This window comes from Pseudomonadota bacterium (assembly GCA_039033415.1).
GTDB lineage: Bacteria > Pseudomonadota > Gammaproteobacteria > Xanthomonadales > SZUA-38 > JANQOZ01.
Genome location: JBCCCR010000003.1, coordinates 280,628 through 298,698 on the forward strand (window position 1 = coordinate 280,628; position 18,071 = coordinate 298,698).

Genomic DNA, 18,071 nt, shown 5'->3' on the forward strand with positions numbered 1-18,071 from the left:
GGTCAGGGGATAACCACTTTCCCGTCGAGCATGTCCTGATAGCGCCGGCCCAGCGAGAGGGCCAGCACGGCCCACAGCAAAGCCGCAAACATGCCGACAATCGATATGGCGCTCATCCCTCCACCGGAAGCCATCATGCCGGTAAAGGTCCAGGCGCCGGTGCTGTCGCCGGCCCGGTAGACCACGGTGTTCGCAAACTGCTTGAACTTGTAGCGCGACTGCGGTCCGACGACCGTAAAGAGCATGCCGACGGCCGGATTATTGATCGCAAACAGCACCGCGCGACGCAGCGCCTGAATCACGGCGATGACACCGAGCACGGGCGCTACGGCGATGACGCCGAACCCGACCAGGGCCAGCGCCGGCAGCAGCAGTAACGTCAGCCCGAGCCCAAGCCACCGCACGATGCCCGCGGTAAACAGCAGCTGGATCACAATGGTCAGGGTATTGGCCAGCAGGTCGAGCCGGGCAAACAGGCCTGTCATGGACTCGGTTCCCTCATAGCGCTCGGCCACAACCTGAGCCTGCTCAAAGTAGAGCAGAGATCCTGAAAAGGTGCCTAGAAACATAATCCCGCAAAACGCCGCGAGGTAGCCGTACTTAAACGGCAGCGTGAAGCCGGCAAAGATGCTGCCGCCCATCGCCTCCTCCGGATCGGGGCGGGTACCCTGCACAGGTCGCCCGCGCGACCAGCGGAGCAGCCAGAACTGACAGACCAACGCTGACACCAGCAGGGCGGCTGACAGCAGCGGCAGCCCCGCCGTGCCGATTCGATCCACCAGCAGGCTCACCAGCAGGGGTCCGGCAATCGCGCCGATACTGCCGCCGGCGGCGATGGCCCCGAACAGCCTGCGTGCCTGGCCGGCCGCAAACAGGTCAGCCATGAAACTCCAGAACACCGGCACCACAAACAGGTTGAAGATGCTGACCCAGACAAAAAACACCCGCGGCAGCCAAACGCTGTCCGGGAACGCCACAAAAGCCCAGTGCAACACCAGCAGGTTAAGCACAAAAAAGCTGTAGACGATGGGCAAAAACTTGCGCCGCGGCAGGCGGCTGGTCAACCAGCCATAGAGCGGCACAATGGCGAGCATGCAGACGAACGTTGCGGTGAACAGATACTGCATCGATTCCACCCCACCGCTCACGGCCAGAGCGTCTCGGAGCGGACGAACGGTGTAGTAGCTCGACAGGATAAAAAAGAAATAAAGAAAGGATGCAGCCGCCGGCAGCCACTCGTCTCGCCGGATATCCAGCAGTTTCACGACACCGCCCCTCGGTAGCCAAGCGCTCGTATTACCCGCGGATGACCGGCGTGGTCGTCGATGGTGTCCAGGTGCTCAAACCCCGGCGCAAACAGTTCCGACAATACCTGTCGCTGATCCAGGCCGTGCTCCAGCAGCAAGCTGCCGCCGCGGTGGAGATGTTGAGGTAGGCCCTCAGCAAGCTGACGATAGGCCTCCAGACCGTCGCTGCCACCCAGCAGCGCCAGCTCGGGCTCGCCGCGAGTGGTCATGCGCGGGTCGCCGGGCATCACGTAGGGCGGGTTGGACACGACCACGTCAAAAAGGCGATCGCCGAGGGGCTCCCACCACGACCCCTGCAGGGTCTCGATTCGGGAACAGCCGTGTCGATCAAAGTTCTCGCGCGCCACCGCCAGCGCCGGGCCGGAGATATCCACCGCGGTGATTTTTGCCGCCGGTCGGTGGGCCGCCACGGCCACCGCAATGGCGCCACTGCCGGTGCCCAGATCAACGAGGGTGCCATCCCAGGTGGATTCCGTAAGATCCAGCACCGCTTCCACCAGCAGCTCGGTTTCCGGCCGTGGGACCAGCGTATCGGTCGTGACCTTAAGCGGCAGCGAATAAAACTCCCAGCTGCCGAGCAGGTAAGCCAGTGGTTCACCTTGTCGCAGCCTGGTTAAATCGCCCCGCAGCCCTTCAGCGGCTGCCGCGGGAACCGGCTTCTCACCGTGCGCGTACAGCCAGCTGCGGGGCCGGCCCAGCCGATGGGCCAGCAGCCTTTCAGCGCTCAGCCGGTCCTGAGCACCCGCAGCGGCCAGCAGTTCAGCCGCCGTGGGCAAGTCGGTCCTGTATTTCGGTCACCAGGGTATCCAGCGGCAGAAACTGATTCTCCGAATCGCCCCGCGCACGGTATTCCACCTGCCCCTGGTCGAGGCCCTTCTCGCCGACGACCAGCCGATGGGGCACGCCGATCAGCTCCCAGTCCGCAAACATCACGCCGGGTCGAAGACCCCGATCATCCAGCACCACCTCAACGCCGGCCGCCTGAAGATCCGCATAGATTTGCTCGACCGCCTCTCGCACCCGATGCGACTTGTGGGCATTCATCGGCAGCAGCGCCAGCTCAAACGGCGCAATGGCCAAAGGCCAGCGAATGCCAGCCTCGTCGTGATGCTGCTCGATGGCCGCGGCGACAAAGCGGCTAACGCCGATGCCGTAGCAGCCCATCAGCAGATGCTGCGCTTTGCCCTGTTCATCCAGCACGGTAACTCCCATCGACTCGGAGTACTTCGTCCCCAGCTGGAAGATGTGCCCCACCTCGATGCCCCGGGCCATCGCCAGCGTGCCGGCCCCATCGGGGCTGGGGTCGCCCGCTTCCACGTTGCGCAGGTCCGCCGTTTCGGTGATCGCCGCGTCGCGCTCCCAGTTGGCGCCCACAAAGTGAAAGCCGTTTTCGTTAGCCCCACAGACAAAGTCCGCCAGCAGCGCGGCGCTGCGATCGGCGATAACCGGCAGCTCCGTGCCCACCGGGCCCAGAAAGCCCGGCTCGGCGCCGAACGCTTCCTGAATCTGTGCTTCGGTGGCCATCGCAAAACCTTCGGCAAAGCGCGCGAGCCTGCCGAGCTTGATCTCGTTGAGCTGGTGATCACCGCGCAGCACCAGGATGACCAGCTCACCCTCGCTGTCGGCCACCACCAGCGTTTTGAGACACTGCGCCGCGGGAACATCCAGGTGCTCGGCCACGGCCTGGATCGTGCGCTGGGTTGGTGTGGCGACTTTTTCCAGCGACGCGCTGGCCTGCGGCCGCTCGGTGATCGTGGGAACCGCCTCAGCGGTTTCCACGTTGGCCGCGTACTCACTGTCGGGACAGTAGGCGATCGCGTCTTCACCCGATTCGGCAATCACCTGAAACTCGTGGGAGTGGCTGCCGCCGATAGCGCCGGAGTCTGCCTGGACGGCCCGATACTCAAGCCCCATGCGCTGGCACATCCGCGAGTAGGCGTCATACATGCGCTGGTAGGTTTCGTCCATAGACGCCTGATCCAGATGAAACGAATAGCCGTCTTTCATGATAAATTCGCGCGCCCGCATCACGCCGAAGCGCGGCCGGATCTCATCGCGAAATTTGGTTTGAATCTGGTAGAAGTTAACGGGCAGCTGTTTGTAGCTGCGAATCTCGTCGCGCGCAAATTCGGAGATCACTTCCTCGTGCGTCGGGCCGAAGCAGAACTCTCGTTCAGCGCGGTCCACCATCTTCAGAAGCTGGGGGCCGAATACGTCCCAGCGGCCGGACTCTCGCCAGAGTTCCGCCGGCTGCACGGCAGGCATCAGCATCTCCAGCGCCCCGGCCCGGTTCATTTCCTCGCGAACGATGTTCTCGACCTTGCGCAGAACGCGAAAGCCCAGCGGTGTCCACGTGTAGATGCCGGATGTCAGACGCCGTATCATCGCGGTCCGAAGCATCAGCTGATGGCTCGCGATCTCCGCATCGGCCGGAGTTTCCTTGACCGTGGTGATGTGAAATTGTGCCGCACGCATGGCCGAACACCTAAATCCAAAGGCGCGAATCTTACCACTGGACATGACACGATACGTGATTGGCGATGTGCAGGGCTGCTTTGGACCGCTAATGCGGCTCCTCAAGCGGCTTAGGTTCGACCCGCAGCGAGATCGCCTCTGGTTTGCCGGAGACCTGGTAAACCGGGGCGGACAGTCGCTGGAGGTGCTGCGATTTGTGGTCGAGCACCAGCACGCCTGCCGAGCGGTGCTAGGCAATCATGACCTTCACCTTCTCGCCCACGCGGCAGGACTGGTCGAGCGCCCGGAGAAAGAGCTGGCGCGGGTGGTCGACGCGCCCGACGCACCGGAGCTGATCGACTGGCTGCGCCGTCAGAAACTGCTCAAGGTCTTTCGCAAGCACAGCATCCTGCTGTCCCATGCCGGGGTTCATCCCGGCTGGTCCGTAGCAAGGGCCCGGGCGTTAGCTGATGAAGTGGAAACGGGCCTGCGAGGTCGCAGCTGGGAAAAACACCTCTCGCGCAGCTACGGCGGCAAGATCGGCTGGGACGGAACGCTCCAGGGCAGCAAACGCCTCAAGGCCATCACCGCCAATCTGACGCGCATGCGATACCTGAGCGGCGACGGGTCTTTCGACTCGGTCAACAAAGGGCCACCCGGCACGCAGGGCGAGGGGTTGTTTCCGTGGTTTTCCCTTCCGAGCGTCCGCCCGGCGCGCTGGCGAGTCCTGTTTGGCCACTGGGCCACGCTGGGATACCTATCCACCCCGCAGGCGGTATGTCTGGACTCCGGCTGCGTTTGGGGCGGTCGCCTGACCGCGGTGAAGCTGAAGGAGCCCGATAAGCCAATCCAGGTTTAGTTGGTTGTGAGTTTTTGTGGACCGCTGCCGGGCGCTCGGCGCAGTTCACCCGCGGCCTCAAGCTCGAGTTTGACCGTGGTGACGTGCCAGCCGAGTGAACCGAGCGACGCTCGCTCCGCCTTGCTGAGCTTGCGGTCCACCAGCCCGGGCAGCGCCTTAAACGCGATTGGCTCCTTCTGGCCCCCGACAACCGTCAGAATGCGGTCGCGCATCAGCTCAAATTTCCAGGCTGGAATCCGGGTCGGCTTTTTGCCCACCGCCGGCGTTCGGCACAACACTTTTTCGTCGACCACCCGCGGCAAATACTCAACGATGGAGAAGCCGTGTTCATGCTTGGGATCGGGCTGCTGTTCGCTCATCGTCCAGCCGGACCAGCGTTTCGAGGAGATTCGCGGAAACCAGGTGTCCGCTCGGGCAACCCGCGTGTGGACGTGGGTGATCAGCAGGCGGCTAGCCCGGCGCAGCGTGGCGCGATAGATCTCGCCACCGCCGATTACCATCACCTCGTCGGAGTCCGCCATGGCCAGAGCGTCCGTCAGCGTGGCGGCCAGCACGCAGCCCGGCGGCGCGGTGGTCATCGACCGCGACAAAATCAGGTTCTGGCGCCGGGGAAGCGCCTTGCCCACTTCCTCGAACGTGCGGCGCCCCATCAAAACCGTTTTTCCGACCGTCGAAGCCTTAAAGTGCTTGAGGTCCTCCGGCAGGTGCCAAGGCAGCCCCCCGTCGATGCCGATGGCTCGCGCCTGGTCTATCGCGGCGATCAGGGTCAGTATTTTCATGGATTCCTTCTCAATGAGTGAAAGCAGCCGCTTCAAGGATTTTCCGGTCTGGGAAAAACCTGGTTGCGACCCGCGTCTTTCGCCCGATATAGACGCCGATCGGCTTTTGACATCATCTCCGACCAGCCGCAGGTGCCCTGGTTGTCGGCCACCCCGATACTGATGGTGACCCTCAGGCCAGACTCCAGCGCTTCCCAGCTGCGGCGCTCGACGGCAACTCGCAGCTTTTCGCAAGCTCTGACGGAACCGGCTTCGTCGGTGCCGGGCATCACCAGCACAAACTCCTCGCCGCCAAAGCGAGCCAGGACGTCTTCCGTCCGGACCCAATCCAGCAGCAGCTCAACCAGCTGTTTGAGGACCTCATCACCCACCGTATGGGAGTACTGGTCGTTCACCTGCTTGAAGTGATCGAGGTCTAGCACCGCCAGCGAAAGCGCTGTCCCGTGTCGCTCGGCAAAGTTGTATTCCTTACCGAGGCAGCTATCCAGATAGCGGCGGTTGTAGGTGCCGGTCAGCGGATCGCGGATACTCAGCCGCTCAAGCTCCGCCTTCTGTGCCTCCACCTCCTTCAGCGCCTCGGCCAGCTCGACGTTTCGCAGGTGTGACACCGCCCGCTCCATTTGGGCGCGCTCCAGGTCCCGCTGATTGACCATCGACTGAACGCGCGCCGTCGCCAGCTCTTCGAGCATATCGGTCTGGACCTGATGGTACTCCCGAAAATGCGCGAGGGCCGACTGGAAGTCGCCCATCTCTTCCGCGAGCCGGGCCAGCTTCTCGTGGGCCCGGCCAACGCCTGAGCGGGCGTTGACGGCACGAAAGATCCGCAGCGCGGAGTTGAGATTCTCCAGCGCCTGAGTCTGATGACCCAGGCTCGCCAGGTAATCGCTGAAATGCAGCAGAATCTCAGCCTCGCTGCGCGTCTCCTTATCCTGATGGCAGTGGGCGATCGCGCTGGCGAACCACTCGCCGGCCGCTTCGACGTCACCTTTGGCCGCGAGCGCTCGCGCGCGAGCGCCCTCGATCCATCCGAGCATCGCGTTTTCGCCGCTCTGCTCCGCCTGACGCGCCGCTCGCTCGAGCTGCTTCAACGCATCGTCGAACCGTCCCTCGCTCGCCATGGCGTCGCCCATGTTGGCCAGCACGCGAGCCTGCAGGCTTCGGTCTGCGGTGTGGTTGGCGAGCGCCAGCGCCTGTTCGTAGTTCTGATACGCCTGCTGGAGGTCGCCCAACTCTTCGTGCGCAATGCCGATGTAGTTATGCGCAAAGCCCGTCTCTTCGCGCTGGTCGTGCTCGAGGTGGAGATTGATCGAGAGGCGAAGTGCGTCGAGGCCGTCGCGGTACAGGCCAAGCTGCACCAGCGCTGCGCCCTCCAGCGCCATCGCCTGCGCCGCGCGGGAAGGCTCGATGTCTTCCTGGGCAAGAAAACCACGCGCCGACTCGGCGGCCTGCACAAAACGTGCTTCATCAAAAGCGCTTCGGGCGGCGGCGAGTTTCGGCATAGACGCAATTATGCTGCTAGATGGCTCATCCGTCAGCTTCCGCCGGTCGATGAAATCGTGTCCGATCAGCAGGCACGGTTTGGCCGCCTATTTACCAAAAGACAGCGTGGCCCTTAGACCACCCCCATCTCGGCTCGCCACGTCCACAGTCCATTCGTAGAGTTCGCAGAAGCGCTGCACAATCGCCAACCCCAGTCCTGAGCCTTTTCCTTTGACCGTGCTGCCGCGATAGTGGCGGGTGAAAACCTTGCGCAGCTCGTCTTCGGCGAGCCCGGGGCCCGTATCTTCGACCACCACCTGATTGTTCACCACGGTAATGTCGACGCTCCCCTGCGGCGTGTATTTGAACGCGTTGCCGATCAGATTGCCCAACGCCACCGCGATGACCGACTCGGGCGCACATACGAGAAACGAGTTGACCACCTTGATCGAGACTTCCACCGGCTTGCTGCCGATCTGCACCCGCTTGAAGTCGACCACCTCCTCGACAATTCGATCAACGCGGAAGTATTCGCCGGTCGCGCGATCCACCCGTTCCGCTCGAACCAGGTGGAGCAGCGCTTCGGTCAATTCGGTGGTCTGACGGGCGGCCCTTTCGATTCGGTTGAGTCGGGTTCGCGTCTTTTCATCCACCTCGGGCTGCGCCAGCAGCAGCTCGGTGGCGCTTTTGATCACCGCCAACGGCGTCCGCAGCTCGTGGCTCACGTCCGCGTTGAACTCCTTATCCCGCACCACCATCGCCGTGAGACGCTCGGCGTATTCGTCCAGTCCTCGAGCGAGCTGCCCGACCTCATCATCAGCGTAGTTTGGCGCCAACGGTTCCGGGTGCGTGTCTTGCCCCAAGGTGGAAACGCGGCGCGCAAGATCGGATACGGGCCGGATCACCCGCTTCGAAGACCAGATTGCCAGCAGCAGCATCAGCAGCGAGAACCCGACCGCGGCTCCCCCGAGAAATCCAAACAACAGCAGGTTTTCGCGCGGGTCGGGCGTGGTGTCATAAACCACGTAGCCCCAGGCCTCCGGCCGCTTGTTGACAGCGATCTTATAGCGCCTCGTCTCGGTGGCCATCTCGTGGATGCCCGTGGGCAGGCCAACCAGTTCGACCACCCGCTGCCTCAGATCAGAGTCATCCGGCAGCGCCGCTGGCATCGCCTGAAGCGCCAGGTCGCGGCGTCCAATCCAGGCGTAGTAGCGGGAGGAAAATCCTGCAGCGCCACTGTCGCCGCTCAACACCTTGTCGAGCTGATCGTCGAGGTCTCGAACCAACGTCTCGTCGATCAGCGCGTTTTCCAGGTACTGGCGCATACCCAGCGCAGTCACGGCGAACAGGCCGCTCAGCAGCGTGCCGAACAGCAAAAAGGAGATGATGATCCGAGCGCGTAGCTTACGTCTGAACCGCATCGGGGTGGACCAGCCGATAGCCGATGCCGTGGCGGGTCTGGATCAGCGCCACATCAAAGGGCTTGTCGATGGCAGCTCTCAGGCTGTGAATATGAACGCGTAGGCTGTCGCTGTCCGGCAGCTCTTCGCCCCACACGCGCAGCTCCAGCTCGTGCCGAGACACAACCCGCGGTGAAGCCTCCATCAGCCGCTGCAGCAGCTTGAGACCGGTGGGGTTGAGGTTGATGTCTTTGCCTGCGCGGTTGACCGTCAGGGTGTCCAGATTGAATTCCAGGTCTCCGACGATCAGGACTCGAGGCTCAACCGCCTTGCCCCGTCGGGCGAGAACCACAAGCCGGGCTTCGAGCTCCTGCAGCTCGAACGGCTTGACCATGTAGTCGTCAGCCCCTGTCTGGAATCCCTCAAGCTTCTGTTCCAGCGCGTCGCGCGCCGTCAGCATCAGGATCGGCGTGTTCTTCCGCGCCTCCTCCCGAAGCTTTCGGCAAACGTCCAGTCCGTCCATGCCCGGCAGCATGAGGTCCAGGACAATCGCGTCAAATTCGTTGACCACGGCCAGGTGCAGACCGGTGACGCCGTCACCGGCAAAGTCCACGACATGACCACGGTCTTCCAGATAGTCACCAATGTTGGCGGCAATATCTGGATTGTCTTCAATGATCAGTATCTTCATCAGCGCATATTACCCGGGAGCGTGCATTTGGGAGGAGACCCGCAACAACGGCGCGCTCTTTCAGCGCGTTGCGGATGACGATCGCTCCGCTGGGTTTAACCCCCCGTACTGGCAGTTGGATGATCTAGTGGACCGTGAGGTATTATCTTTCTTCTTATATAAAGAAAGGGCCCAAGTAGGAGTGCTGACCAAACTCCTTGCTTGAGCCCTTGAGCTACTGCCCCGATTACCGTAACCCGATCTGCCAATCCCAGACCATGGGTTGTGGTTGTTTCGTTAGCGAGTGCAGGCTTAGACTACTAACATTTGTATTAAGAATTGGTTAAACGAAACGTAACTGCTCGTTAACATCTGCATTAATTCAAGGCTTTTCTTCGTTTGGCACTCCGCTCGCCGCTCCCGCCCAACACCCTATCGACATTTTGTGATGAGAACGACGAATTCTCATGACACGAATATCTCGTCACGCTAATATCTTCGCAAGTTTGAATATATTAAGGTTTTAAGTCTTGCCGAGCCGCGCGATTATCGCCAAAGAGCTGTCTCAGATACTCAAAACCATCTCTCACCCTGATCGCGTGCGGATCATTGAAGAGCTGCGGGGCGATGAGAAAGATGTCAACACCATCGCGGCGGCGCTGGAACTCACCTCTACCCGGATTTCCCAGCATCTGAGCCTGATGAAAGCCCACCGCATCGTCGATGAACGACGCGAGGGACGGCACCACTATTACCACCTGGTCCAGCCAGAAATTGCTGACTGGATCGTCAACGGTTTGGCCTTTGTCGAAGGTCGCATGTCGGCGATATCTGCCGCAGAAATCAAATCCGCCCGCAAGTTGTGGGGCGCTGTTCCCGTACAGAAGTAACGGCTAACCAAAACAAAAAAATTGTAAGGTTGAGGAGAATCATGCCTAAGTTTGCAGCTGGCGTAGTCAGGTTTCAGAGCGAAGTATTTCTCGAGAAGCAGGAGGCGCTATTTCCCGGCGCCGCCTGCCAGGCTTGGGGAGTAAGAACCTAATGACTACCAACACACAATCATCCGGGCGTACACCCTGGTTTGACTTCAGCAATATGAGGGGCGACGTTTTCGGCGGTATTACCGCTGGAATTGTTGCGCTGCCGCTCGCCCTTGCCTTCGGCGAGGCGTCCGGGGCCGGCCCCATTGCCGGCCTGTGGGGCGCCATTATTGTCGGCTTCTTTGCCTCCCTGTTCGGCGGCACCGGCTCAAACGTCTCAGGACCAACCGGTCCGATGGTCGTAGTCTTCGCCGGCGTGTTTGCCTCGCTGGCCGGCAACCCCGCGCTGGTCTTTGCCGCGGTGGTGCTGGCAGGCCTCCTGCAGATTGCGTTCGGCGTGATGCGCCTGGGCCAGTACATTCGGCTGGTGCCCTACCCGGTGGTTTCCGGCTTTATGAGCGGCATCGGCTGCATCATTATTGCGCTGCAGCTTTCCCGGCTGTTTGGCCACGAGCCGGAAGGTGGCGGCACCGTGCCGGCGCTCATCGCGATCCCCGGGGCCGTCATGGATCCAAACTACAGCGCGTTGATTATCGGTCTGGTGACGCTCGGAGTGATTTTCTTCTGGCCTAAAACGCTGAATAAATTTATTCCCGGCGCGCTGGCCGCTTTGATCATCGGCACGCTGCTGAGCCTGGTGCTCAAGGGCGCTCCGATCCTGGGCGACATCCCCACGGGTCTGCCGTCTTTCATCATTCCGTCTTTCACCCAGGACACCTTCCTGATTGTGCTGGAAGCAGCCTTCATCCTGGCGCTGCTGGGGGCCATCGACAGCCTGCTGACCTCCCTGGTCGCAGACAACATGACCCGAACCCGACACAATTCCGACCTGGAGCTGGTGGGTCAAGGGGTGGGCAACACGATCGCTGGCCTGTTTGGCGCCATTCCGGGCGCCGGGGCGACCATGCGGACCGTGGTGAACATCCGCACCGGTGGTCTAACGCGAATTTCCGGCATGCTGCACTCGCTGATCCTGCTGGCGGTTGTGCTCAGCCTGTCCCCGCTGGCCTCACAAATCCCGCACGCCGTACTGGCCGGCATCCTGATCAAGGTGGGCTACGACATCGTCGACGTCAGCTACCTCAAGCGCGCGCACCAAGGGCCACGCTGGGATCTGGCGCTGATGGTGATGGTGCTGGGCCTGACGGTGTTCGTCGACCTGATCACCGCCGTGGCCGTCGGCGTGATCCTCGCCGCACTGGCGTTCGTTAAGCGGATGGCCGACAAGCAGCTCGAGTCGTTCAAGAGCACCGCCGGCGACATCACCACCCAGGAGGAACAGGAAATCCTGGATCAGGCAAAAGGCAAGATCACCCTGTTCGACTTCGGCGGCCCGTTGAGCTTCGGCGCAGCAGCTGACGTCGGTCACACGGTCCGCGAGCGGGTTCGCGAACACTCGGCCGCGATCGTGCTGGATTTCTCGAGGGTGCCCTTCATGGACGTCTCAGCAGCCAGAGCGGTCGAGACCATCGCCTGCGACGCCAAAGTGGCTCATAAAACGCTCTACGTGACGGGCATGAGTGACGAGGTGAAGCGGGTCATAACCGGCCTGAACGCTGACCACTGCATCCCGGGTGACACGACCCATGCCACCCGCCTGGAGGCTCTCAAGGCCGCGCTGGCTGAAGTGACGGGTGCCGCGGGCGGCGGTCCGGATGCCAAGCTGGCCACCGCTGGTCAAACCTGACGCTGCCGCAGAATCCGGCGTACAAGGCCAGGCGCATCGCGCCTGGCCTTTTTTTGACCAAGCAAGTCACGTCGACACTCAGCGAGCACAACAATCAGAACTCGAATCACACGACGAGGCATCATCGGATGGTGACAAGTGAAAGCTTTGAGAGAGTGGAGCGGGTGATGGGAATCGAACCCACGTCATCAGCTTGGGAAGCTGAGGTTCTACCATTGAACTACACCCGCGAGGCGCGTTCCGGCGAACGCCAACTATAGCGCCGAATTGACTAGCGGTCAGCAGCGCGACGTTCCGCACCGCGCGACTGAACCGATCGCTCGTCAAACCGCTTCGCTGGGCCGGGAGCGCTTCCCGCGGCGCGCTGCACCGCTGACCATTGTCAGCGGCGGGCGGGCTGGGCAAGCGATTCGCAGAGCGCCACGTTATCGTTGGTAACACGCTGGATTGGGATGTCTCCCGTTAGACCCAGCCGCGTCAGGTTGTAGGTCATGGTGCCGGCGGCGCAGCCGGAAAACGTAGCGGTGAGGGTGCCCTCGCCCGCGCCGTCGGTTTCAGGCGCAGGCTCGGGGCTGTCAAAGACACCGCCGGTGCTGGAGAAGACTGTCAGCGTTGCCGTGTTGCTGTCGTAAGGGCCTTGAGCCGTCAGCCAGCGCTGCTGAGGGCCGCCCAGGGTGGCGGTGTTGCCGGGCTGCGTCTCGCTATCGAACGTGAACCACGCCACAAACATCTGCCCGAGATCTGGAAAAACGCTGATCAGGAACCCCTGGCCGCTGGTGGCCGGATCGAACCACGCGTCGTTGAGGCCGGCGTTGATCGCAAACGGACTGCCCAGCGGGCGGATCACCACCGCGTTAGGCTGGATGAGCCCGTTGGTGCCCGAGGCGATAAAATCGCCAATCAGCGTTCCTTCCGAGGTATACCGCCGCACCGACGACGTGCCGCCGTTTCCGATCAACAGGTCGCCGCCCGGCAGCTGGGCGATACCCTCAGGCTGGCTAAGGCCGGTGGCAAAGTTGCTGAGAAACGAGCCGCTGGCGTCGAACCGGCGGATGGCGCCGCCCTGCCAATCAAGCACCAGCAGATCCCCACTATCCTCAAACCACACGTTGGTGGGTCCCTGCAGCGTGGTGTTGATCAGCTCGCCGAGGTCCGCACCCTGGCTGCTGAACTGGCGCACGATGGCTTGGTCGAACGAGGCAACTACCAGGTTGTTGTCATCGTCCCAATCCAAGCCGATGCTCTGCGAAACGCCTGTGGTGGTGAAGTCTGGCGCTGGCGTACCGTCGAGCTGATAGCGCTTTACCCGACCAGAGCCGGTCCACTGCAACACGTAGAGGAGCCCGTCTAGTCCGATTCTCATTCGGGTCGGGCCGCTGGCGTCGGTCGCAAACGAATCGATAAAGGCGCCCGTTTCAGCGTTGTGCCGGTTGATCTGGTTGCTGTTGAGATTGGAGATCAGCACCACACCCTGGTCCTCCAGAAACAACATGTCCTGGGGCCACGCAAGGTTCTCGTCGGTGAACAGCTCCGGGCTTCCACCGTTCTGATCAAACTTGAGGATCTGCCAGGGCGGACTGCTGAGGCCGCCGGCATCACTAACGTAGATTTCAAAATCCTGAGACTGCACGGGCGCCAGCGTCGCCACAATGCAGGTAAAAAGCATCAAAAATACGGATCGATAAGACACAATGGGGGACCGGGCAGTCGTGATATGAGCAACATACCGGCCCCGGGAGCATGCCGCATGCCAGCAACCAAAAACAGCAACTTTTGCTAACTACGACGCGCCCAAACTCTCGGTCTGGCGGGAGAAAAGCCGACATGCCTAGCGTGACGATCTGGCCAGCGGTCCGGACGGTGAGCGCACGCCCTGAAACTCGCTAGGCGGCGACCTCGTTTGGGACTAACCTTAACACTCAAGTTGCCGGGCCAAAGCTGATGCAGAAAAACTCGATCGATCTGAAGCAAGCAGGCGCCGTTTGGATCATTGCAGTCACCCTGGTCATCGCCGGTTGGGGATCCGCGAATGGCGGTCCGAAATCGGATCCGACGGCGGCAAAAGGTTTAGACGGGCCTCGGGAGCTGACCGCCAGCGACGCAAGCCCAGGGGATCGTTTCGGTACGGCCATCAGCCTGTCCGGCACGCGGTCACTGGTTGGCGCACCGGGCAGCGCCGGCGGCAGCGGCGCAGCGTACCTGTTTGAGCTCAACGAAGCCGGGTGGACACAGATCGCCAAACTGGTGGCGCCAGCTGGCGTTGCGGCGGACGGGTTCGGCCGCGCCGTGGCGCTCGACGGCGCGCGGGCCGCCATTGGTGCGCCCGGGCGAGACGACGCTGCCAGCAATGCCGGGGCCATCTACGTCTTCGACTTCGATGGTTCCACCTGGAACTTCACGGACGTAGTTACGGGCCCCGATCTGGCGGCCGAGGATGGCTTTGGCGAGGCGGTTGATGTGAGGGCGGACCGGATTGTGGCGGGGGCGCCGCGTCACAACAGCAGTAACGGAGCAGCCTACGTCTTCGATTTGGTGAACAGCCAGTGGACGTTCAGCACCAAACTGACTCCCTCAGCGGGCACCATCAACCAGGCAGGACCCACGAAGGGCAGCACCACACCGAGCTTTTTCGGCGCGTCGGTCAGCCTGGGACTGGATCGCGTCGTCGCCGGGGCGCCGGAAGAAGACAATGCGCAGGGAGCCGCCTACGTGTTTGACCTCAGCGGCGGCAGTTGGACCGAGACTCAGCGTCTGGCTCCCGGGTTCCTGGAGGAGGAGGACCGCTTTGGCACAGCCGTTAGCTTATTCAACGATCGGACGCTCGTCGGTGTGCCCGGCTCCAACCGGCGCTCCGGAGCGGCAGAGATCTTCGATTTCGACGGCGCCAGCTGGGTGATCGCTTTCACTCAGCTGGCCGTCGACGACACCACTGAGGTTCCCGTGTTTGGAGAGTGCACCGATCAGCTGGGCAGCTCGGTGAGCCTTTGGGGCGACTACGCGCTTGTCGGCGCCGCTACGGACGACGTCTGGGGAGACTTTGCGGGCTCCGCCTACCTGTTCCAGTTCTACAACAACGACTGGTTTCGGATAGTTAAGTTCACGGAAGACGGCGGGGCTGCTGACCGCTTGTTTGGACAGGCTGTCGCGTTCGAGGCAGGCCTGGCGGTGGCCGGCGCGCCCGGCGAAGATTTTGGGCTGAGGAACTGTTCCCCAGGCATCAGCGGCCCGGGATCTGCGCAGAGTACGCGGGTGTTCGACGACCCGTCGCTGGGCCTCCTGCCGGATCAGTTTGAGGTGGACGACACGCGAGAGCAGGCCAGCGATATCCAGGTTGGGATGCAGTTTGACGTGGACGAATATCCCCAGCGACACAACCTGCACACTGCCACGGACCTGGACTACGTGCAGTTTCTCTACAACGCTGCCAGCAGCTACACCATTCGCGTACAGCCTCGGGACACCACGCTCAGTCTTGGCCTGGTGCTGGAGGACGCCTCCGGCAACGAACTGGACAGCGCTGGCTGCAGCAACTTCGATAGCCCGGGAACCGAGCTGAACGTTTTCCCGCCCGGCGGCCTGCAGGAGAACCAGATTCTGTTCCCGCGGGTGTTTGAGTGCCAGCCGGGGTCTGCTAGCGGAACCCGCGATTACGACGTCTGGGTCGCTGGCGTGGGACACCAGCAGTGTGTGCTGCTGGAAGGTAACGTCAACACGGCAATTTCGGGAGACTCGGCGCCCTTCCTCTGGCTATTTTCCGATATCAACAACACCGTGATCACCGATTCATCGGGGTTTTATCGGCTCTGCGCAGATTACGACATCCGAGAGCTGACGACCTTTGACCCGCGAGGCATCACCCAGCCGGCAGTGATCGACGTCCTTGCGGGTGTCGCGTGCTCGCCAAACTGCATCGAACCGGACTACGAAGACGACGACGGGTTCATCCGACCCCGCATTCGCCCGGGATCTCGCGCCCGCCTGGACTTCGAGGTGCCAGGTCCCGTGATCTTTAGGAGCGGCTTCGAGGCAGTCAGCCCTTAAGGCGAACGACCACCAGGCACTGGTCGTCCGAATTTGGGCAGTCGCGACTGTGGTCATCAACCGCTTTTCGCACTTTGTCGACCAGCTCTTGCGCGCTCCCCTCAACGGGGCCAAGCGCCGCCACGAGGCGGCGCTCGCCGAACTGCTCGTTGCTCAGGCTTCGACACTCGGTCAGGCCATCGGTGTAAAGCACCGCGGCCTCACCTTCCGCAAGCTGCGCTTCCCCGCCGACAACTGCGACGTCGGGGATGATCCCAAGCGGCGGCCCGCCAGCCGAATCCAGACGCGACACGCAGCCGTTTCCTCGCAGCAACAGCGCCGGACTGTGACCGGCATTGACGTACATGACCCGTCCCGTTTCCGGATAGATGCGCAGAAAAAAGACGGTGACAAATGTGCCCCGCCCGAGGCTTTCAACAAACAGGCGATTCACCTTTTCCACGACGTCGACCGTCGGGAGATCCATACCCCGAAAGATCATCATCGCGGTGCGCAGCATCGCCATCACGACCGCAGCACCCGGGCCGTGGCCCGCTACGTCGGCGATCACAAAACCCAGGGATCCGTCCGAGAATGTTCGAAAGTCGTAGTAGTCGCCCCCGGCGTAGTCTGAGGGCCGATAGTGAATGGCCACGTCCAGCGCGGGGTGCTTTGGCAGCTGATCCGGCAAGATCGCCTGCTGGGCGCCGGCAATCTCATCCAGCTTGACCTCCAGGCGGTCCCGGAGCTCGGAGACCTGGCGAGTCAGCTTGAGCTGGTAAACGCTGCGCGACAGCATGTTGAGTACCGAGATGATGACCCGCAGCTGCATCGCGTCCAGCGGAAGGCCAGGCTCACGAAGCAGAACCAGCCACTCGTTGATCTCTCCCTGCAGATAGACCGGGACCGCCAACGCGTCTCGGGGGCCATCGACCCAATCCGCGAGGGTGGGATCCTGAGTTGGGTCAAGGCAAAGACCGATCTTCGGCTGCCCGCTTTCGATGAGTTTTCCGATCAGTCCGCCGCGGGTCACAGGGACAGAGTCCGGGGGTTCATCCCAGCGACAGTTTGACCGAATGCTGAGCGGCGAATCGCAACCCTTCGCGAGATCCATGCGGTCCATGACCCGAAAGGCGCGATGGTCACCGGGCACAACGGCGAGGTCCAGAATCTCGCTGACGCCGGCAATCTCGTGAAAGCGCTGGCTGAATCCGTAGACCAACTCCCCTTCGTTTTGCGCCTGACTCATCGCGCGCTGCATGTCCAGCACCAGGCTCAGCGAGGGGGTGTCTTCCAGGGATCTGATGTGCATCGGCGGAACCTCCAGCCCGTCGCTGCACGTTAACGCGCGCAGTCGAGTCCTTCAATAACTCGACAGATCAGTGTGTTCGAACGTGACTAGCGCAAAGAACTACGGCGTCAGTACTGAAAGTGCTTGATCTTCTCGCCGGTTTTGCCGATGTCCGTCATCGACTCGATGCCGAGGTTCAGATGCATGTCCACCCAGTTCTGGGTCACCGCACGGTCTGACTCTTCGGTCTTCACGCCGTCCGGCGTGGTTGGGACGTCCGACACCAGCAGCAGCGCGCCGCGGGAGATTTCGTTTTTGTGGCCGACAATAAACAGGGTGGCCGTCTCCATGTCGATGCCGATACAGGTCATCTGCCGCAGCCGCTCGTGGAATCCATCGTCGTGCTCCCATACGCGCCGGTTGGTGGTGTAGATCACGCCCGTTCGATAGTCCAGGCCGTGAGCCCGCAGCTTCTCCGATACAAACTTGTGGAGTTTGAACGACGGCAGCGCGGGCACCATCGGGTCGAGGTAGTCATCGCTCGTACCCTCGCCGCGGATGGCTGCGATGGGCAGGATGAAGTGGCCGATTTCCGTGGACTTCTTAAGCCCGCCGCATTTTCCTAGAAACAGCACCCCCTTCGGATGGACCGCCGTCAGCAGATCCATCATGGTCGCCGCATTCGGCGACCCCATGCCGAAGTTGATGATCGTCAGGCCGTCAGCGTTGGTTGCGGCCTGCATCGGTCGCCCTTCGCCATAGAGCTCGCAGCTGAAGCGCTCGCAGAAGGTGGTGACGTAGTTGGAGAAGTTGGTCAGCAGCACCCAGTCGCCAAACTTTTCCAACGGCATGGAGGTGTAGCGAGGGAGCCAGTTGCGGGTTATGTCGAGTTTATTAAGCACAGGTCGTTCCAAAATTCTGGCGTATTGTAACGCAGAGCTTTCAGCCTACGGCGGCGGCGTTACAATAGCCGGTGTCCTGTTTGGAGAGTTCGTTGCATTTCAGCGCGTGTCCACAAGGCCCTGGAGTTAGGCGCGAGCCGCCGGCCAGGGTGGTTCCCTGGCCAAGGCTCGCAACGCCGCTCC

The 18,071-nt window shown here is 61.9% G+C and carries 14 protein-coding genes and 1 tRNA gene; 4 read left to right on the forward strand and 11 right to left on the reverse strand.

All coding sequences use genetic code 11. The annotated features are described in order from the left end of the window. Window positions 1-2 precede the first annotated feature (2 nt). From AAF358_03975 to AAF358_03985, 3 genes are read right to left on the reverse strand one after another with little or no spacing between them, the layout of a single operon-like run. Window positions 3-1,265 (reverse strand): MFS transporter, encoded by a 1,263-nt coding sequence (locus tag AAF358_03975; protein ID MEM7704684.1) that lies wholly within the window; start codon window positions 1,263-1,265, stop codon window positions 3-5. Further along, window positions 1,262-2,083, reverse strand: coding sequence for a peptide chain release factor N(5)-glutamine methyltransferase (gene prmC / locus AAF358_03980; GenBank protein MEM7704685.1), 822 nt, complete (start codon window positions 2,081-2,083; stop codon window positions 1,262-1,264). Before prmC ends, AAF358_03975 begins: the two co-directional genes overlap by 4 nt. After that, complete coding sequence (locus AAF358_03985; protein MEM7704686.1) at window positions 2,067-3,782, reverse strand: proline--tRNA ligase; 1,716 nt, start codon at window positions 3,780-3,782, stop codon at window positions 2,067-2,069. The genes prmC and AAF358_03985 overlap by 17 nt, the downstream gene beginning before the upstream one ends. A 43-nt stretch (window positions 3,783-3,825) precedes the next feature. On the opposite strand from AAF358_03985, the gene AAF358_03990 reads away from it, so the two are divergent. Continuing rightward, window positions 3,826-4,620 (forward strand): symmetrical bis(5'-nucleosyl)-tetraphosphatase, encoded by a 795-nt coding sequence (locus AAF358_03990; GenBank protein ID MEM7704687.1) that lies wholly within the window; start codon window positions 3,826-3,828, stop codon window positions 4,618-4,620. On the opposite strand, the gene AAF358_03995 is transcribed toward AAF358_03990, so the two are convergent. The 4 genes from AAF358_03995 to AAF358_04010 form a co-directional block, all read right to left on the reverse strand. Further along, window positions 4,617-5,399, reverse strand: coding sequence for a dihydrofolate reductase (locus AAF358_03995; GenBank protein MEM7704688.1), 783 nt, complete (start codon window positions 5,397-5,399; stop codon window positions 4,617-4,619). The two genes, AAF358_03990 and AAF358_03995, sit on opposite strands and share 4 nt — an antisense overlap. Before the next feature lie 32 nt (window positions 5,400-5,431). Further along, window positions 5,432-6,898, reverse strand: a complete 1,467-nt coding sequence (locus AAF358_04000; protein MEM7704689.1) for a diguanylate cyclase — start codon at window positions 6,896-6,898, stop codon at window positions 5,432-5,434. 87 nt (window positions 6,899-6,985) lie between these two features. Continuing rightward, window positions 6,986-8,299 (reverse strand): HAMP domain-containing sensor histidine kinase, encoded by a 1,314-nt coding sequence (locus AAF358_04005; protein MEM7704690.1) that lies wholly within the window; start codon window positions 8,297-8,299, stop codon window positions 6,986-6,988. Beyond that, window positions 8,283-8,969, reverse strand: a complete 687-nt coding sequence (locus AAF358_04010) for a response regulator transcription factor (GenBank protein ID MEM7704691.1) — start codon at window positions 8,967-8,969, stop codon at window positions 8,283-8,285. Before AAF358_04010 ends, AAF358_04005 begins: the two co-directional genes overlap by 17 nt. 509 nt (window positions 8,970-9,478) lie before the next feature. Between AAF358_04010 and AAF358_04015 the strand changes: the two genes are divergently transcribed. Together AAF358_04015 and AAF358_04020 are read left to right on the forward strand one after the other, a co-directional pair. Continuing rightward, the gene (locus AAF358_04015; protein MEM7704692.1) at window positions 9,479-9,838 is read left to right on the forward strand and encodes a metalloregulator ArsR/SmtB family transcription factor; all 360 of its coding nucleotides are present in this window, start codon (window positions 9,479-9,481) and stop codon (window positions 9,836-9,838) included. A gap of 151 nt (window positions 9,839-9,989) precedes the next feature. Further along, window positions 9,990-11,675 carry a SulP family inorganic anion transporter gene (locus AAF358_04020; GenBank protein MEM7704693.1) on the forward strand — a complete coding sequence of 562 codons (1,686 nt, stop codon included), beginning with the start codon at window positions 9,990-9,992 and terminating at the stop codon, window positions 11,673-11,675. Window positions 11,676-11,831: 156 nt separating this feature from the next. Here AAF358_04020 and AAF358_04025 read toward each other — a convergent pair. After that, a tRNA-Gly gene (locus tag AAF358_04025) sits at window positions 11,832-11,905 on the reverse strand. A gap of 152 nt (window positions 11,906-12,057) precedes the next feature. Then, window positions 12,058-13,341, reverse strand: a complete 1,284-nt coding sequence (locus tag AAF358_04030) for a hypothetical protein (protein MEM7704694.1) — start codon at window positions 13,339-13,341, stop codon at window positions 12,058-12,060. Between the two features lie 275 nt (window positions 13,342-13,616). On the opposite strand from AAF358_04030, the gene AAF358_04035 reads away from it, so the two are divergent. Next, on the forward strand, window positions 13,617-15,716 hold the full coding sequence (locus tag AAF358_04035) for a hypothetical protein (GenBank protein MEM7704695.1): 2,100 nt from the start codon (window positions 13,617-13,619) through the stop codon (window positions 15,714-15,716). Here AAF358_04035 and AAF358_04040 read toward each other — a convergent pair. Further along, window positions 15,706-17,007: a PP2C family protein-serine/threonine phosphatase gene (locus AAF358_04040; protein ID MEM7704696.1), complete on the reverse strand. Its 1,302-nt coding sequence runs from the start codon at window positions 17,005-17,007 to the stop codon at window positions 15,706-15,708. The two genes, AAF358_04035 and AAF358_04040, sit on opposite strands and share 11 nt — an antisense overlap. A gap of 107 nt (window positions 17,008-17,114) precedes the next feature. Next, complete coding sequence (locus AAF358_04045; GenBank protein MEM7704697.1) at window positions 17,115-17,888, reverse strand: AMP nucleosidase; 774 nt, start codon at window positions 17,886-17,888, stop codon at window positions 17,115-17,117. Window positions 17,889-18,071 lie beyond the last annotated feature (183 nt).

Bases quoted from the DNA above. Each gene is read 5' to 3' on its own strand.
- AAF358_03985 (MEM7704686.1), bottom strand. From the start codon at position 3,782: ATGCGTGCGGCACAATTTCACATCACCACGGTCAAGGAAACTCCGGCC.
- AAF358_03995 (MEM7704688.1), bottom strand. From the start codon at position 5,399: ATGAAAATACTGACCCTGATCGCCGCGATAGACCAGGCGCGAGCCATC.
- AAF358_04030 (MEM7704694.1), bottom strand. From the start codon at position 13,341: ATGCTTTTTACCTGCATTGTGGCGACGCTGGCGCCCGTGCAGTCTCAG.
- AAF358_04010 (MEM7704691.1), bottom strand. From the start codon at position 8,969: ATGAAGATACTGATCATTGAAGACAATCCAGATATTGCCGCCAACATT.
- AAF358_04005 (MEM7704690.1), bottom strand. From the start codon at position 8,299: ATGCGGTTCAGACGTAAGCTACGCGCTCGGATCATCATCTCCTTTTTG.
- AAF358_04035 (MEM7704695.1), top strand. From the start codon at position 13,617: ATGCAGAAAAACTCGATCGATCTGAAGCAAGCAGGCGCCGTTTGGATC.
- AAF358_03990 (MEM7704687.1), top strand. From the start codon at position 3,826: ATGACACGATACGTGATTGGCGATGTGCAGGGCTGCTTTGGACCGCTA.
- AAF358_04040 (MEM7704696.1), bottom strand. From the start codon at position 17,007: ATGCACATCAGATCCCTGGAAGACACCCCCTCGCTGAGCCTGGTGCTG.
- AAF358_04020 (MEM7704693.1), top strand. From the start codon at position 9,990: ATGACTACCAACACACAATCATCCGGGCGTACACCCTGGTTTGACTTC.
- AAF358_04000 (MEM7704689.1), bottom strand. From the start codon at position 6,898: ATGCCGAAACTCGCCGCCGCCCGAAGCGCTTTTGATGAAGCACGTTTT.